Raw genomic sequence first — 17063 nt, 5'->3', positions numbered from 1 at the left:
CGTTTAGACCAGCGTTGGAGCAAGTGGAACAGAAAGCTAAAAGTTAACTCGTTGCAGGTTATCTTAAGTTTTAAAAAGAGGGGCAGTCGTCGTTTTGACGGCTGCTCCTCTTTCTTTTGCCTACCGTTAATTAAATCCTTTTTGTGAAGAGCTTGACATGGGATGGTTCCCACAAATTATACTTAGCTTATTCAAAGAATGGAGTGAGCAAGTATGAAAATTTTAATTAAACAAGATTTCGACGCGATGAGCGAATGGGCAAAAATGTTACTTCTAAGCACGATGAGCCAAGATAAACGAGTGAATTTATCAATTACCGCTGGCAAAACGCCAACACTTGTTTACCAAAAATTAGCCTCGATTGTGAAAAATTCATCTGACTTTGATAATGTTCATTATTATAACTTTGATGAAATCCCCGTTCCTCATCAAAAGGAAGGCATTACTCTGACAGATTTGCGGACGCTGTATTTGACACCTGCAGAAATATCCGAGCAAAACATCCATCCATTAACTGTTGAAAACTTTCAACAACAAGAACAACGGATTGCTGACGCAGGCGGCTTAGATTTGATGTTAATTGGCTTAGGAGCAGATGGTCATTTTTGTGGGAACATGCCCACTACCACTCATTTTAAAAACGAAACCTATCAAGTGACCGTCACTGGTTCAGAGCCTTGGTTTGTTCCTGAAATGATGCAGCCAGGCATGACCTTTGTTACGATGGGGCCAGCCAGCATCATGAAAGTTAAGCATCTTGTCCTAATTGTAAATGGTGAACAAAAAGCTCAGATGGTCAAACAAGTACTCCAAGGACCTGTCACAGAAACGTATCCTGCTTCTATTCTTCAACTTCATCCAAATTTAACGGTTCTCTTGGATGAAGCCGCAGCGAGTCAATTAGAAAAATAAAAAATTGCGCCTATATTATGCTTCTCTGCATAGTCATAGGCGCAATTTTGTTATCATTACATGATTTTTTGATACTGACTGTATTTTAGCAAATTCGTCTGGGAAAGTGTAACACCAATACCAAGTCCCTGAGGCACGGTCATTGTCCCTTGCTCTAAAATAAAAGGTTCCGTGATGATATCTTCATAAAAATAGCGTTCCGTGGCTGAAATATCACCTGGAAAGGAAAAGGTAGGCTGTGACGCAAATTGCAAATTCAATGCGCGTCCAACACCAGACTCAAACATGCCACCTAACCAAACCAATAAATTATTTTCTTGGCAAAATGTGGCAATCTTCAACGCCTCGTGAATCCCACCTACACGAGGAATCTTCAAATTGATACTACGGCAACTGCCCAATGCTAACGCCACTTGGCAGTCTTTGAGACTACGAATATTTTCATCCAAACAAATTCTTGTTTTCAGTTCTCTTTGTAATTGTGCGTGATCTAAAAAATCATCTGCAGCAAAAGGCTGTTCAATCATCGCTAATTGATAGTGATCTAAACGTTGCAATTGAGGCAAATCTGCCAATGTATACGCTGAATTTGCATCGACCATTAAAGGCAAGTTAGGAAAATGCTGACGAATCAAAGCAACAGGTTCCACATCATAACCGGGACGAATTTTCAGCTTCACTCGTTGATACCCTTTTTCTACAGCTAACTGAACTTGTTTAAGCAATTGAGGTAAGTCTTTTTGAATCCCTAAACTAATCCCTACAGGAATTTTCCTCCGCGTTGGTCCAAAAAATTCAGTTAAACTCTTCTGTTGCCGTTTGGCATATAAATCCCAGATGGCAGTTTCTAACGCAGCTTTTCCCATCCAATGCCCTTTAACTTCTTCAAAAATTGTTGAAACCTCTTGCGGCTGTTCAATCGCTTCTGTTAAAAGTAACGGAATTAAATGCTGTTGGATGATGAAGCGTTCGGTTACCAACGTTTCTTGCACATAATCAGGTTGCTCAAAAGCCACTAATTCGCCAAAACCTTGATTTCCTTGCTCATCCGTTATTACAAATAGATCAAACGCTTTTTCTTCCAAGCGACCATAGCTCGTGACAAACGGCGTTTTTAAAGGCAAACGAACCTGATAGGTTTCAATTGATTGAATGTTCATTCAGACGGCTCCTTCCAATAACGCTGTCACCTTTTCATAGAAAATCGTTGGTTGTTCTAAATGGATACAATGTCCTGCTTCAGGAAAAATTGTCAGCCTCAACAACGGTTGACGTGCCTGCATTTTTTTCGCAATTCCAATAAATTTTTGATCTTCGCCGCCTACCAATAAATCGGTAGGAATCGGCTGCAATTCTGCTAGACGTTCCCAGTAACTCTCTTGCGCTCCTGTACCCATATACCACAAACTACTAGCCAACCCAAAGGCCGATTGGCTCAAACGTTCCTGACGAATGGCCATTTGCTGTGCCACAGACAAGGCTTTTTGCGTTTGAAATAACGGTAATTCTTGCCAAAAATCAATAAAATCCACCAGCGGTTCCTCTAAGAGACGTTCCGCCAAACGATGATCTTGACAGATACGAGTCTGACGTTCTGCGACGGTGGCCAAACCTGGTGACCCACTTTCCAATAAAAGATGCTGTACCTTTTGTGGATAATGTAATGCAAAACCTAAAGCTGTTCGAGCGCCCATTGAATAGCCTAATAAACAAAAGCAAGGCAAATTTAGCGATTCGGTTAGTTCAGCAAGATCATGGCAAACCTGTTTCATGGTATAACGCTCTGGTGCTATCAAACTAGCAGTCGCGCCATGCCCAGGTAAATCAATGCCTAAAACGTTATAAGGTGTTTGACTGGGAAAAACGGCTGCAAACGTGGCTAACGTTCCTGTGAAACCGTGTAAACAGACTACTGTCGTTCGCTTTGCATCAAAAGGTGTTAACCATTGATAATGGTACTGCATCCCCCGAATTAACCGTTCCATGAAATCCCCTGTCTTTCTACTCGTCTACCAATTTCAGCTAAAATTGATTCGTACAAATGAACATTCTCTTGGCGATTTCCTTTGACTTCGATCACTTGAAATTGTGGTTCTTCAGCCGCTGTTTGTAAAATTTGCTTGAGCTCCGCGATTGTTTTGACTTCTTGATACGAAGCACCGTAAAGTTCAGCAACTAACGAAAAATCTAAATCAAGCGGTGTTCCAAATAAAGGCTCGAAATCGTCCTCACGTAAAGTTCGTTGAGATAGAAAAGAGAAAATCCCGCCACCATTGTTATTTAATAAAACAATTGTTAACGGCAACTGATAACGTTTAGCCAAAAATAAACCATTCATATCATGATATAGCGCTAAATCACCAATCAGTAGAACGTTTTGCTGTGTCGGTGCTACGGCACTCATTCCTAAAGCAGTTGAAACAATCCCATCAATCCCGTTGATGCCGCGATTTCCAAACATCCGATAAGGGCGACTATCCATAAATCGATCTAAGTAGCGGATAGCCATACTATTAGATACAAATAACTGACCGTTCTCTTTCATTGTTTGGTGAACAGCTAAGCTGGCTGTTGTTTCATTTAATTCTGTCGCGTTCAGCGTTTCTAGAAGAACTTCAGAGACCGTTTTTTCCAGCAGGAGCCATTGTGCTAACCAAGTCGCTTCTGTTGGTTTGACAACCGTTAGCAGTTGTTCTACAAACGTGGTTTCCTTTGCCTGAATAACTGTTTGTGATTTTTTCAATTGCTCTTGCCATTGCCCATTTTCGTCCACAAAATAAAAAGCAGTCTCTGTCGTTGCTAAGCGTTTCAACCATAACATGATGTTTTTAGAAATTGGCAGCGAACCAAAGCGCACTACCACTTCTGGTTCTTGTGGCAAGGTCGCCACATTTAGAAACAGATCACTATGTGCAATAACAACTTCACTATTTTGCCCATGTGTCACAATGTTTGCTAAAGGATCCGCTAGTAACGGCCATTGCAAAGCTTTGGCTAATTGAATAAATAACGCCGCTTCCTCCTCTGTATGACTGCCACCGACAACCAAGACGCCGTTTTTCTGGTACCATTGATCCGCTAACTGTTGCACTTGTTCTGTAGAAAGGATTGATTGACCAGCGAATAAAGCCGTTTGTTGAGAACTCTTTGTTTTTCTCTCTAAGTCAGGTAATAATGGTTCCCGCAAAGGAAAATTCAAATGAACAGGTGCTGCAGGCGTTTGTTGCGCGAATGCTGCTCCTTTAGCGCCTTGCCAATAGGCGTAATTCAACATCTCTTCTGTTGCTTCTGGCAAAGCCATTTCAACAAATAATTTCACATGATTTTGATACATTTGTAATTGGTCCATGGCTTGAGGAGCACCAACTTGACGTAACTCATGCGGCCGATCTGTTGTTAAAACGACTAAAGGCACATGGCTAATATTGGCTTCACAAATTGCTGGATAATAGTTTGCAGCTGCTGTTCCAGAGGTACAAAGTAAGACCACTGGTTTTTGACTCGCTTTACTTAATCCTAAAGCAAAAAAAGCAGCGGAACGTTCATCAACATCGACAAAAGTTTGGATTGCGGTTTCCCGATGAAGTAATAAAGCCAGTGGTGTGGAACGGGACCCTGGACTAATGACTGCTTGTTCAACCCCACTATTTTTTAAGCCTTCAATAAAGGCCGTTAAATAATCGGTCATTGTTTCTTGATGATTCATTAAACCTGCCCTCCAATTCCTCGTAACATCGGTTGAAATTTTATTTTCGTTTCTTCTCTTTCTAGCTCTGCTTGGGAATCCGCAACAATACCACAACCTGCATAAAGAACGCCTTGCTGACCAGCAAAGACACCTGAACGCAAGGCCACAGCGAACTCGCCACTATCATCATTCCCTGAAATCCAACCGATTGGCGCACCATATAACCCACGACTCCCTGGCTCATATTGTCGAATCCATTCGACTGCCAACTCTTTGGGCTCACCGCCTAAAGCTGGCGTTGGGTGTAGTTGCATCACACTTTCCAAGAACGAAATTCCCGGCTTACGTTGACCCGAGATTGGCACATAAAGATGTTGTACATCTCGATTTTCCAAAATAATGGGTGCTTGAATACTGTTTTCAGAAGTCGTCATCTTCGCCAACTCTTTCGCTAAACGTTCCACCACAATTTGGTGTTCTCCGGTATTTTTGCGGTCTTGTAAAAGTTGTGCTCCTAAAGTTTTCGTTTCTTCTGGTGTTTGACCCGTTTTAATGGTTCCTGCAATACAAGCGGTCGCAAACGTTTCTTTAGTACCCAACAGAAGTCGTTCTGGTGTTGCACCAATGAAACTTGTGTCTTTGGCTTCTAAAGCAAACAAATACGTATTTTGTTGTTGAGCCATTAAATTAACGAGCACTTGGTTACTTCGAATTTTTTCAGGACTGCTCACAGCAAGTTGTCGAGCCAAAACCACTTTTTTTAAAGGGCCATCTTCTCTTAAGACTGCTACGGTTTCGTTGACAGCTTGTATCCATTCAGTCACGGCAACTTCTTCCTTGTCAATCTTTGTTTCCGCTACAGCTGGCCATTCCTCACAGGTAGCTAACAAGCGATCAAACTGAGCCACCAAAGTCGACCAACGTTCCTCGACTTCTTGTTCACTAGAACCTGAAAAGTTCAGCGTTCCATAAATACGTGAACCTGAAAAAGTAAATAGAATACTTGGTAGATAAAACCAACCTTCCCCTAATTCTCCCCAGGCCTCAGTAGGCGTTTGTTCTGTATCAAAAGGCAAACCACCAAACAGAAGAGCCCCCGTACCAGAAATAGACATATTTTGAAAACGAGTTGCCGCCTCTTTTTTTAAAAAGTTGTTCAATTGATGCGTTTCTGTTTCTGCGCCTTTTAAGATAGTTTCATATCCGAAGCCAACCAAAGCAAAATCTTTTTTCGGCGTTTGCCAAAAAAAACGTTCTCCTTGGTATGCCTTTTCACCAGCGGCAAAAATTGCCAAGGCTGTTTGTTCTGTTTCTAATGGAAAAACCCAACTGAACTGACGGGCATTCTTCTGATAGGCTTGTCGTAATTCATCAGGCAATTTCATCTGATTAAAAACGCCTCTCTTTCTTCTGTCATGAAACGATGTTTGGCAATCTTTCCACTTGCTGTTTGCGGGAAAGAATGACAAAAATAAATGCGTTTCGGTCGTTTATATTTTGCCAGTTTTCGTGAACACTGGTCTTGAATTTGCGCTAAGGTGATTTCTTGGTCACTAATCACATATGCAACTGGGACGGCTCCCCATTGCGCATCTGGTTCTCCTACAACTGCCGCTGCTTTAATTCCTGTTATCGCCTGTAACACCTGTTCAACCTCAGTGGGGTAAATATTTTCACCACCAGAGATAATGAGTTCACTTAAACGACTAACCAAATACAGGTAACCTTGTGCATCTAAATAGCCCATGTCGCCTGTTTTAAACCAACCATCTGCTGTCCATTTTTCAGGTTGACGCTGGTTAAGGTAACCTGAAACAACGTTTGGTCCCTTAAGTAAAATTTCCCCGACTTGCTTTTCTGGCTGTTCTTGTCCTAGTTCATCAACAATTTTGATCTGCATATCTTTTAACGGTTGCCCAGCAGAGCCGATTTTCAGTGCCGCATCTTCAAATTTCAAGGCAACAACTTGCGAACACGTTTCCGTCATCCCATAAGATTGAATGACTGGAATCCCTTTTTCCTCACACTGCGCTAATTTATCCGGTGCAATCGGTCCGCCGCCTAATAGCATTCCTTTAAAGCTGGCGCTGTAGCCAGCTTCAGGATAGACAGACAATAATTGTTGCAACATTGTCGCAACCACTGAAATGACGGTTCCACGGCCTTCTTGTAAATCTTGTGTCACTTGCTGTTCATCAAATTTATCGTAAAGGCGAATACTACAACCTAAGACGAGTTGTCGAACAACAATCGACAATCCGCTAATGTGAAATAATGGGACTGCACACAACCAACAATCTTCAGCAGTAATCCCCATATTTTCTTGGGTGCCTCTAGCACTGGCCAAATGATTTTTAAACCGTTGCAAGACCCCTTTAGGCTGTCCTGTAGTTCCAGATGTATACATAATAGAAGCCACCGACTCTAAGTCACTTGGCTGTTGAAACTCCTGATGTGAAAGACTATGCTGTTTTTTAATCATTGGCTGAACGTCGACAAAAGAAATTTCTTCTAACAAAGCCTGCGTTTCAGGCGCACCAATAATCGTTTTAACTTGCGCATCTTTTAACTGAAAAGTCAGTTCAGCAAGTGTCAAATGCGTATTTAAAAATAATAACTCTTTCCCCAATTCCCATAAGGCTAGAATTGAAAAATACAACTCTTTGCTGTTCTTACTGAATAAAGCCACACGTTTTTCTTCTGGTGCAAGCACCTGTTGATATGTGGCTACCCAATGGCTGACTTCTTGTTGCACTTCTAAAAACGTCCAAGATTCATCCTGAAAATAAAAAGCAGGATGATCGGGACGTTTTTGTACTTGTTTATTTAACCAAGTCATTGGTTTATGGGAATTTAGGGAATTGATCGAAATCTGGTGTCCGTTTTTCTTTAAATGCATCTCGGCCTTCTTGTGCTTCAGCCATTGTATAGTAAAGAAGTGTCGCATCACCAGCTAATTGTTGCACACCAGCCAAGCCATCTGTATCGGCATTTAAAGAGGCTTTAATCATCCGTAAAGCAATCGGGCTTTTGGTTAACATTTCTTCTGCCCACTCCATTGTCACATCTTCTACTTGATCCAATGGAACAACTGTATTAATCCAGCCCATATCTAAAGCTTCATGGGCAGAATATTGTTTACACATAAACCAAACTTCTTTCGCTTTTTTATGGCCGATAACGCGCGCCAAGTAACCTGAGCCGTATCCACCATCAAAGCTACCGACATTTGGTCCTGTTTGCCCAAACTTAGCATTTTCAGCCGCAATTGTTAAATCACAAACTAATTGTAAAACATTGCCGCCGCCAATGGACCAGCCTTTCACCATTGCGATTACTGGTTTGGGAATGACACGGATTAACCGTTGTAAATCTAACACATTTAAACGTGGAATGTTGTCTTCGCCAACGTAACCACCATTACCTCGAACTTTTTGATCGCCACCAGAACAGAATGCTTGGTCACCTGCGCCTGTTAAAATAATAACCCCGACATCTTCTTTATCACGACTAATGTTGAATGCATCAATCATTTCCATGACTGTTTTTGGTGTGAATGCGTTGTGAACATGCGGGCGGTTGATAGTAATTTTTGCTACTTTGCCTGCTTGCTCAAATAAAATTTCATCATATTCTTTAATTGTTGTCCAGTTTCTCATTAGGAAACCTCCTTCATTAATCTCATCTTTTCTATTATACACAAGAATCGGCACTTTAGAGAAAAAGTCGCTTGAATTTTAAGAAAAAACATGGCTATTTCAAATTTTCTTCATTCCTGTATAATAAATAAAAAACCTTTTATTCTCTCTTTTATTAGAAAGGACTGATTACTATTCATCTTTTAGAGTATTTAGGCATCACGATTCAACAGGTTTCTGCTGAGAAATGTCAGCTTACTTTAGCGGTAAAAGACGTGCATAAACAACCCTATGGCCTTGTCCACGGGGGCTTAAACGGCGTCTTAATTGAAACTGCCTGTAGTTTAGGTGCGAACGAAAACGTTCCTGAAAACACTTTTGCTGTCGGCATAGACTTACAAGTAAATCATCTTCGTAGTGTCCATGATGGTAGCCTTACCGTGATTGCGACACCCGATCACTCGGGAAAGACCCTTCAAGTTTGGGAAGCAAAAATATATAACGCAGACCACCAATTGACGAGCGTGGGGCGTTGTACCTTAACAAATCGACAAAAAAAACAGTAATCTTTACAGGTTACTGTTTTTTTGTTTATGGTTTTTAATAAGTAATTAGATTACTTCGTTTATTTAATTTTAGTACCAACCATTTGCTAACCAGAATGATTTAGCTGCATCCCATGAACCATAGCGACCTGCTACGTACTGATCTGCCACGCGTTCTTGGTTGGCAGGTGAATAGTCACCATTTAAATAAGAGGCAGATAATTGGTAACGACCGATATACTGACCGTTTGTTGCATCGTAAGAACCACTAGATTCACGTTGTGCGATCCACTCTTTTGCATCACTGCTTGCGGCAGGTGCTGCTGGTTGCGCTACTTCTTGAGCAACAGGTTGTTGTACTTCTTGTTGTACTGGTTGTGCAACAGGTTGTTCAACTACTTGTTGAACTGGTGCAACTTCTACAGCTGGTGCTGGAGTATTAGCAACTTCTTTTTCTGAACGAATAACTAATTGTTCTCCTTCAAAAATTAAATCAAGGTTTGGCAATTTGTTATCAGAAGCAATTTTTTGAATTAAGCTATTGTCTCCTGCAAATTGATGAGAAATTGTTGATAAAGTATCTCCTGCTTTAACTGTATATAAGCTTTCTGCGTTTGCGTCTGTTCCTAAGAATAATCCTAAACCTGCGGCCAAAGTTGTTCCAAGTAAAATCGTTTTGATTGATTTCATGTATGTTTCTCCTTTGTAATTAAAAATATTTGATTGTTGCTCTTAGCTCTCGGCAACAACCACGTCTGCTTCGCTTTATCGAAACGACTTCACATACTTTATCATCGAATGGCCGGCCGTAGGTGAATATCTCGTGACAATTTATTACTAGAATGTCGATTTTGTTACATTTTGTAATAAAAAGCTGCTGGAAGCTTGATATTATCCTGTTTATATTTTGCGAAAAAAAGTTAAAAAAACAGGATTTTATTTTTGAGAAACCGTTTTCTAACCCTTGATTAGCCATTAAATGTCGGTTTTTTTACATTCGTTTCAGTCAAAAAGTAACAAAATGTTAAAGATACTAGACATGAGAATGTTTTTTTCAAAAACTCACGCCTAAAAAGAACAGGTGTTTTCTTTGAATTTTTTATCATTCACTATTTATATTTTTCCTTCTATTATATAGATAAATTTTTTGTCGTATTCATTTTTCGATTCTGAAAAAACACTAAGCACTTCCTATTGAAACAAAAAGAGTTAAACAAAAAAATCTTATATTTTGCTTGTTATTTATTCATTTTAATCTTATTCAAAAAAGGAACAGCTAAAGCAACTATGAAAACAAAGTATTGAAAATAAAGCAGAATAAATATTCATTTTTATTGTAATTCACGAATAAAAAACAAACAATCAATCGAACGCTTGTTATTTAAAAACGTAATCAGTTTTTTCTCTTTCTATTTTCCAATCTATGAGTAATAAAATATATGAATCTACATTTAAGTCATTTTATTATCAAATATTCTGAATATTATAAGAATTGGAGTTTTATCTATGAGTGACAAAGAACAACTTGAGAAATTAGACAAATCCTTTCTGGGACAACCGAAAGGACTAGCAACACTGTTCTTCACAGAAATGTGGGAACGTTTCAGTTACTACGGCATGCGTGCTATTCTAATGTATTACATTTACGATACCGTAGCCAATGGCGGTTTAGGTCTCCCCAAAGCAACTGCCTTAGCCATCATGTCCATTTATGGATCAATGGTTTTCATGTCCAGTATCATTGGCGGTTGGGTCTCTGACCGTGTTTTAGGTTCAAGGAAAACTGTTTTTATTGGTGGTTTGCTAATCATTGCTGGACATATTGTTCTAGCTACCCCATTTGGTGTCCCCGCCTTATTCGTTTCTATTATGTTAATTGTATTTGGGACTGGGATGTTAAAACCAAACGTTTCAGGGATGGTTGGCCATCTTTATTCAAAAACTGACTTACGTAGAGATGCAGGCTTCTCCATTTTTTACATGGGGATTAATATCGGAGCCTTAATCGCTCCCCTTGTTGTCGGAACTTTAGGACAAGAATATAATTATCATTTAGGCTTTTCCGTTGCCGCAGTAGGGATGTTCTTCGGGCTACTACAATATTATTTCCAAGGACGTAAATCTCTTGCTGGGATTGGTCAAGCCCCAACTAATCCAATGTCTAAAGAAGAGCAAAAGAAATTTGCTAAAGCATTTATGTTGGCAATTGTCGTTGCTTTACTTATTTTTGGTGGCGCCTATGTCACAGGACATTTAACAATTGATTTCTTTATTAATACCATCAGCGTGTTAGGAATCCTGTTACCTGTTTATTATTTCAGCAAAATGTTAACGTCTAAAGATGTCACTGCTGAAGAAAAACCAAAAGTTCTGGCTTATTTGCCATTATTCTTAGCAGCAATTGTTTTCTGGTCATTGGAAGAACAAGGTTCGTCTATTCTTGCTCTATTTGCAAATGAACGGACGCAAACGAGTTTGTTTGGCTTCCCGATTGCCGCTAGCTGGTTCCAATCATTAAATCCTGTATTCGTAGTTATTTTGACCCCTATTTTTGTTACATTATGGACAAAACTAGGTAAACGTCAACCATCAACAGTTGTGAAGTTTTCACTAGGGCTAGTCTTTGCTGGTCTTTCCTTCGTCTTATTAATGTTGCCAGGTCTACTTTATGGTACCGAAGGACGGGTGAGTCCACTTTGGTTATTCTTTAGTTTCTTCATTATGATTGTCGGAGAAATGTGTTTATCTCCCGTTGGCTTATCGATTACTACAAAATTAGCACCGAAAGCTTTCGAAGCTCAAACCGTTGCTATTTGGTTATTAGCAGATGCCGCTTCACAAGCCATTAACGCTCAAATTGCTCGTTTCTATACACCTGGAACAGAGTCAGCATATTTTGGGATTGTCGGACTTGTAGCTGTCGTTGCCGGGATTCTCTTATTCATTGTGAAAAAACCAATCCAAAACTTAATGGGTGACGTCCGTTAAACCGTCAAAAAGTTGCCTTTCTCTTTTTTGAAAGGCAACTTTTTTATACAGCGTTTTGATAACGTTTTCATCAAGTGGTATACTAAATAGAAGGAGGACGAGGACATGCGTTACTTAATTGGCGGTATTTTTTTATTGATTAGTATCTGGCAATTCATTGTTACTGGACGGACATTTTCCTACTTAAAGAAAGAGGGCGGCAAAAGAACCTCACCATTTATTCTGTTAGGACTATGGAGTAGCTTAGTGTTTGCTATTATTTCATTTGCTGTGGCGATTGCTTCTTTCTTTTATGTGAGTTTTTAGTAGAAGGCTAGCCATAAGTAAAAGGAGCGAGATTGCTAGTCTCGCTCCTTTACTTATTTTTTATGGTTGTTTTCCAATATAAGCTAAAATTCCACCATCGACATATAAGATATGTCCGTTAACAAAGTCAGAAGCGTTAGATGCTAAGAAAACTGCTGGGCCAGCTAAGTCTGCTGGTGTGCCCCAACGATTAGCAGGTGTTCGTCCCAAGATGAATTCGTTAAATGGATGCCCTGGTTCTCTTAATGGCGCCGTCTGTGGCGTTTCAATGTAGCCAGGTCCAATCCCATTACATTGAATATTATATTGTCCATATTCAGAAGCAATATTTTTCGTTAACATTTTTAGTCCGCCTTTTGCTGCCGCGTACGCACTAACTGTTTCACGACCTAGTTCACTCATCATTGAACAGATATTGATAATTTTGCCATGACCCTTTTCAATCATATCTGGAATAACCGCTTTTGCCATAATAAATGGCGCATTCAAGTCAACATCAATCACTTGACGGAACTCTTCTGCTGACATCTCCACCATTGGAATTCGTTTAATAATTCCCGCATTATTGACTAAAATATCAATAGAGCCGACTTCTTCTTTAATCTGAGCAACCATCGCTTGAACTTGCTCTTCATCAGTGACATCACACACATAACCACGTGCTTCAATCCCTGCAGCCCGATAATTTTCCAAACCTTGTTCAACTGATTCAGGAGATAAGTTATTAAAAACAATTGTTGCTCCTGCTTCAGCTAGGGATTTCGCAATCTCAAAGCCAATCCCATAAACAGCACCTGTAATTAACGCTACTTTTCCATCTAATTGAAAATCATTCATTTTAAATTCCATGTTTTCTCCTCTTTCTTTGGTTTATTTTAATTGATCCATCGCAACCATATCCATGTCTGTGTACGTAATATTTTCTCCGCACATGGCCCAAATAAAGGAATAATTACTTGTACCAACCCCAGAATGAATTGACCAGCTTGGTGAAATGGCTGCTTGTTCATTACTCATTACTAAATGTTTCGTTTCATCTGGTTTACCCATCATGTGGAAAATCCGCGTATCTTCTTCCATATCAAAATAAACATACGCTTCCATCCGACGTTCATGTGTATGACAAGGCATTGTATTCCAAGCGCTACCTGGTTCTAAAATGGTGTAACCCATTTGTAACTGGCAACTTTCACAAACGTTCGGATGAATGTATTGGTAAATTTTACGTTGGTTCAATGTTAATGGATCACCCGTTTCCATTGGGGTAATTTCATCAATACTAATTTTTACGTTCGGATATTTATGATGTGCTGGGACACAACTAATGTAAAATTTCGCTGGATTATCAGGGTTTTCTGAAGAAAAACGAACATGTTTTGTTTCTTTCCCAATATAATAGCCATCTTGTTTTTTCATTGTTTCTTTGGCGCCATCAATTTCAATAAAGCCTGGTCCCCCAATATTAATAACTCCTAGTTCACGGCGTTCTAAGAAATAATCAACTCCTAATTCCTTGTCCAAAATAATTTCTAATTCTTCTGTGGTTGGTGTCACACCACCAAAAATCATCCGATCATTATGTGTGTAGGTTAAGCTGATTGCACCTGGAATAAAAACTTTCTCTACTAAAAATTCATCTCTCAATTGTTCTGTTGAATAGTGACGGATATCCGCCGGACTATGTGTATAACGTGTTTCCATATTTTGCATAACTAAAATCTCCTATCTATTTATTTTTCCTGAGCCCGTTGCCAAAAAAGCAAGGACTTCTTTTTGACTAAATTGATTACAATCACCATGGACAGTATGTTTTAACGCACTAGCTGCTGTCGCAAAATCAATACAGGTTTGTGGATCATAGGCAGCTAATAAACCATGTAAAACCCCACCAGCAAACGCATCACCGGCACCGACACGGTCAACAATCGGTTGTAATCGATGACATTTAGACGTATAATACGCACCTTTGTACCATAGCGTTCCGATTAATTCATTATCTGTCGCTGAATGAACTTGACGTTTGGTTGAATAAAATACTTGAATGTTGGGATAACGTTCTTGCATTTTTCGGTAGTACCACGTTAATGCGTCTTCAAGTTCTTCCTCTGGTTCTGGAATCTCCAGTAAATAACGAGCATCTAATACCCCAGCTGAACAAATATCAACAAATGGAAGAATGGCCTTCAATGCCACGCTCGCTTCTTTCTGGGACCAAAGTTTCCCTCGATAATTAATGTCAAAACTTACTTGGCACCCTGCTTGCTTCGCTGCTTTAACTAGCGCAACCGTCATACTTTGCCACGTTTTTGATAACGCCGCTGTAATCCCTGAAATATGAAAGATCTCTACTCCTGAAAACAGCTCATGTAAGTCCCATTCCATTTCTTCGATTTGAGCAAAGCTTGAATAGGCGCGATCATAGACAACACTGGCTGCTCGTTCTCCTGTACCAGTTTCCAAGTAATACGTTCCTAGACGTGTTCCGCCAGTTCGTACAAATTCCGTTGAAACCCCATAACGACTTAAATGCTTTTTGGCGGCTTCTCCTAATGAATTATCGGGCACTTTACTAGCAAAAGTCACTTGGTGGCCATAGTTCGCTAACGAAATCGCTACATTCGCTTCACCACCGCCGTAATGTACAGCGAAATTTTCTGTTTGTGCTACGCGTATTCCGACAGGCGTGGACAAACGCAACATGATTTCTCCCAATGTTACGACTTTCCCCATGTGCCTACACCCCTTTGATTGCTTGGAATTTTTCCATATAGGCTTGGGCAACCTCACGAACTTTTTCAAAATCCCCAGTTGCTGCTGGCGCTAACAGATTACCGCCAACACCGACGGCCGTCACACCTGCAGCGAACCACTCGGCCATATTTTCCAAACTGACACCACCCGTTGGCATAATATTTAACTGAGGCAATGGCGCTTTAAATGCCGAAATAACACTCGGTCCATAAACACTTCCCGGAAATAGTTTAATAATATCTGCTCCGCTTTTCAGTGCTTCTTTCATTTCTGTGATGGTCATACAGCCTGGCAAGTAAGGAACTTGATATAAATTGCAAATTTTAGCGGTTTCTTCATCGAAGCTTGGACTCACAATATATTCAGCCCCTGCTACAATAGCTAAACGAGCAGTCGTAGCATCCAAAACTGTCCCCGCACCAATGACTACGTCAGGATTCTCTTGGTATAACGCAACTAATTCCTGAATCACTTCTGTTGCTTGAGGAACAGTAAAGGTTAACTCAATCCCCCGCATACCGCCTGCTACAATGGCTTGACTAGCTTTTAGTGCTTCCTCTTTTGTCTTTCCGCGAACCACAGCAATCACGCCAGCATTTTCTAATTTTTGTAAAATTGATACTCGCTTCAACAGACTCCCTCATTTCTTATTTAGAAATATATATTTATTATAAAGAAATTCACAACTTCATTATACAGATAAAAAAAGAAAATGCAAACGTTTTTACAAAAATAAAAAAAGAAAGACAAACAAAAATCCCAATCGACTTTTGTTTGTCTTTCTTTTTCTACTATAATTTCGCTTCAATCGCTGCTTTTGTTGCCAAAAGGGCTTGATTAATCGTCGTTTTATTTTCCTCTGTCAAACGATATTTCGGCATGCTTACACTAAAAGCACCCGCAATTTCGCCATCTTTCATTAAAGATACTCCGCTACAGAAAATATCTTGTTCAATTTCTTCATCATCGTAAGCAACCCCCGTTTGTTGCACTTGTTTTAATTCTTTTTTCAAACGCAAGGGATTGGTAATCGTATTTTCGGTATAGGGAATTAATGTCTGCGTGTCTAAATATTGTTGCACTTGTTCTTCCGAAAATTCTGCTAAAACGGCTTTACCCATGGCCGAATTATACAAAGGTCGAGTAATTCCCACTTTCGAGGACATGCGAATCGTTTGATTTTTCGGTTCTAATTTATTGATATACAGAATTTCATTATTATTTAAAATCCCTAAATGAATGGTTTCATCGACCGTATTTTGAAGGTTTTCTAAATAAGGTACCGCAATTTCAGCTAAATCGATTTGCTCCACACTTTGATTCGCATAGCGAATCAATTTTGTTCCTAAGCGGTACGTCTTGTTCGTGTCTTTTTGAACATAGCCAATTAATGTTAAGGTTTCTAAAATTTTGATTGCCGTTGATGCCGTCATTTCGGTATTCTTTGCAATTTCCTGTAAGGTTTGATCGGGTTGTAAACTTAGACAGTCCATGATTTTAGCCGCTTTTAACAAGACTGTTCCGTAAGGTTTTGTTTCTTTCATCGAAACCCTCCTTTTCCATATAAGAAATTATATAGAAAAATAAAGAAATTGCAAGAAAAAAAGAACTCGAAGATTCATTCAGTAACGTTTTACTTTCACTTCAGGTCTTTCTCCCAGTCCTATTTCATTCTTATTTTCTTTTCTTTAACTCATCAGAAACATCTGCATCCTTAGGAATTAAAAGATACTCACTGACTTCTGTGGTTTCATTAAATACAACATATAATTTTTGTTCTTCATCGAAATCGCCCAAATCAATCGCTACGTAATTGGGACAAACTTCTGAGATACCATGAAACATTTGACTAAAGATTTTTTTCGTCATCCCCACATTACGATGCTGCTCTTCTGCTTTTTCCACCGCACTTTGTAACGTATATCCTTCATCTAAAAAACGCTTGATCCAATGCACTTTGACGACTGTATGTAACCGATATTTCCGTGGACCGTTTGCGTCTTTCGCAATAGAAGAAATATACCCTTTTTCTTCCCAATAACGAAGTTGACGTGGCGAAACTTCAGCAATTTCACTTAGTTCACTAATTCCTATCAACAAATTTTCTTCATTTAACAAACGCTGAATCATTTTTGACCACATTAGTTTAACTTCCTTTCCCTTATCCTTTCCTTAATTGTAGTTTTTTTTACACCTTTGTCAAGTAAGTTGACAAAGATTCTAATTAGTTGTAAA

Annotated in this window: 17 protein-coding genes; 4 read left to right on the top strand and 13 right to left on the bottom strand. The window is 39.5% G+C overall.

Going from position 1 to position 17063, the window contains the following annotated elements; all coding sequences use genetic code 11:
- Positions 1-213: 213 nt before the first annotated feature.
- Complete coding sequence (locus tag IGL48_RS01690) at positions 214-912, top strand: glucosamine-6-phosphate deaminase (protein WP_002379076.1); 699 nt, start codon at positions 214-216, stop codon at positions 910-912.
- A gap of 56 nt (positions 913-968) precedes the next feature.
- Here IGL48_RS01690 and menC read toward each other — a convergent pair whose 3' ends face one another.
- Genes menC through menB form a run of 6 tightly spaced genes read right to left on the bottom strand, consistent with a single transcriptional unit; the run spans position 969 to position 8313 of the window.
- A complete protein-coding gene (gene menC, locus IGL48_RS01685) occupies positions 969-2072 on the bottom strand; it encodes an o-succinylbenzoate synthase (RefSeq protein WP_010824382.1) in 1104 nt (367 codons plus the stop codon).
- On the bottom strand, positions 2073-2897 hold the full coding sequence (gene menH, locus IGL48_RS01680) for a 2-succinyl-6-hydroxy-2,4-cyclohexadiene-1-carboxylate synthase (RefSeq protein WP_010824381.1): 825 nt from the start codon (positions 2895-2897) through the stop codon (positions 2073-2075). It abuts the gene before it with no gap.
- Positions 2885-4618, bottom strand: a complete 1734-nt coding sequence (gene menD, locus IGL48_RS01675) for a 2-succinyl-5-enolpyruvyl-6-hydroxy-3-cyclohexene-1-carboxylic-acid synthase (RefSeq protein ID WP_010824380.1) — start codon at positions 4616-4618, stop codon at positions 2885-2887. Before menD ends, menH begins: the two co-directional genes overlap by 13 nt.
- Complete coding sequence (locus IGL48_RS01670; protein WP_048949366.1) at positions 4618-5985, bottom strand: isochorismate synthase; 1368 nt, start codon at positions 5983-5985, stop codon at positions 4618-4620. The genes menD and IGL48_RS01670 overlap by 1 nt, the downstream gene beginning before the upstream one ends.
- Entirely contained in the window at positions 5982-7439 is a 1458-nt protein-coding gene (locus IGL48_RS01665) for an o-succinylbenzoate--CoA ligase (RefSeq protein WP_002410466.1), read from the bottom strand. The genes IGL48_RS01670 and IGL48_RS01665 overlap by 4 nt, the downstream gene beginning before the upstream one ends.
- 4 nt (positions 7440-7443) lie before the next feature.
- On the bottom strand, positions 7444-8313 hold the full coding sequence (menB, locus tag IGL48_RS01660; protein ID WP_016615932.1) for a 1,4-dihydroxy-2-naphthoyl-CoA synthase: 870 nt from the start codon (positions 8311-8313) through the stop codon (positions 7444-7446).
- A 110-nt stretch (positions 8314-8423) separates the two neighbouring features.
- Here menB and IGL48_RS01655 point away from each other — a divergent pair, with 110 nt between their 5' ends.
- Entirely contained in the window at positions 8424-8804 is a 381-nt protein-coding gene (locus IGL48_RS01655; RefSeq protein WP_156190052.1) for a PaaI family thioesterase, read from the top strand.
- Positions 8805-8873: 69 nt separating this feature from the next.
- On the opposite strand, the gene IGL48_RS01650 is transcribed toward IGL48_RS01655, so the two are convergent.
- Complete coding sequence (locus tag IGL48_RS01650) at positions 8874-9473, bottom strand: LysM peptidoglycan-binding domain-containing protein (RefSeq protein ID WP_002355317.1); 600 nt, start codon at positions 9471-9473, stop codon at positions 8874-8876.
- Positions 9474-10289: 816 nt separating this feature from the next.
- On the opposite strand from IGL48_RS01650, the gene IGL48_RS01645 reads away from it, so the two are divergent.
- Both IGL48_RS01645 and IGL48_RS01640 read left to right on the top strand, forming a co-directional pair.
- The gene (locus IGL48_RS01645; protein WP_002355315.1) at positions 10290-11771 is read left to right on the top strand and encodes a peptide MFS transporter; all 1482 of its coding nucleotides are present in this window, start codon (positions 10290-10292) and stop codon (positions 11769-11771) included.
- Between the two features lie 105 nt (positions 11772-11876).
- Complete coding sequence (locus IGL48_RS01640) at positions 11877-12077, top strand: hypothetical protein (RefSeq protein ID WP_002355314.1); 201 nt, start codon at positions 11877-11879, stop codon at positions 12075-12077.
- Between the two features lie 60 nt (positions 12078-12137).
- Here the strand turns inward: IGL48_RS01640 and IGL48_RS01635 are convergent, their stop codons facing one another.
- From IGL48_RS01635 to IGL48_RS01610, 6 genes are all read right to left on the bottom strand, one after another.
- Positions 12138-12926: a gluconate 5-dehydrogenase gene (locus IGL48_RS01635; protein WP_002355302.1), complete on the bottom strand. Its 789-nt coding sequence runs from the start codon at positions 12924-12926 to the stop codon at positions 12138-12140.
- A gap of 21 nt (positions 12927-12947) precedes the next feature.
- Positions 12948-13787 carry a 5-dehydro-4-deoxy-D-glucuronate isomerase gene (gene kduI / locus IGL48_RS01630; protein WP_002355301.1) on the bottom strand — a complete coding sequence of 280 codons (840 nt, stop codon included), beginning with the start codon at positions 13785-13787 and terminating at the stop codon, positions 12948-12950.
- 12 nt (positions 13788-13799) lie between these two features.
- A complete protein-coding gene (locus IGL48_RS01625) occupies positions 13800-14807 on the bottom strand; it encodes a sugar kinase (protein ID WP_002395421.1) in 1008 nt (335 codons plus the stop codon).
- A 4-nt stretch (positions 14808-14811) separates the two neighbouring features.
- Positions 14812-15459, bottom strand: coding sequence for a bifunctional 4-hydroxy-2-oxoglutarate aldolase/2-dehydro-3-deoxy-phosphogluconate aldolase (locus IGL48_RS01620; protein WP_002367887.1), 648 nt, complete (start codon positions 15457-15459; stop codon positions 14812-14814).
- A gap of 160 nt (positions 15460-15619) precedes the next feature.
- Positions 15620-16372 carry an IclR family transcriptional regulator gene (locus IGL48_RS01615; RefSeq protein WP_002355294.1) on the bottom strand — a complete coding sequence of 251 codons (753 nt, stop codon included), beginning with the start codon at positions 16370-16372 and terminating at the stop codon, positions 15620-15622.
- A gap of 130 nt (positions 16373-16502) precedes the next feature.
- Positions 16503-16970, bottom strand: coding sequence for a MerR family transcriptional regulator (locus tag IGL48_RS01610; RefSeq protein ID WP_002383688.1), 468 nt, complete (start codon positions 16968-16970; stop codon positions 16503-16505).
- Positions 16971-17063: the final 93 nt, after the last annotated feature.

The sequence above is a fragment of the Enterococcus sp. DIV1090 genome (assembly GCF_050537975.1).
In the GTDB taxonomy this organism is placed as follows: Bacteria; Bacillota; Bacilli; order Lactobacillales; family Enterococcaceae; genus Enterococcus; species Enterococcus faecalis.
Note: the sequence above shows the minus strand (reverse complement) of the source record. Positions and strands in the feature narration are given on the sequence as shown.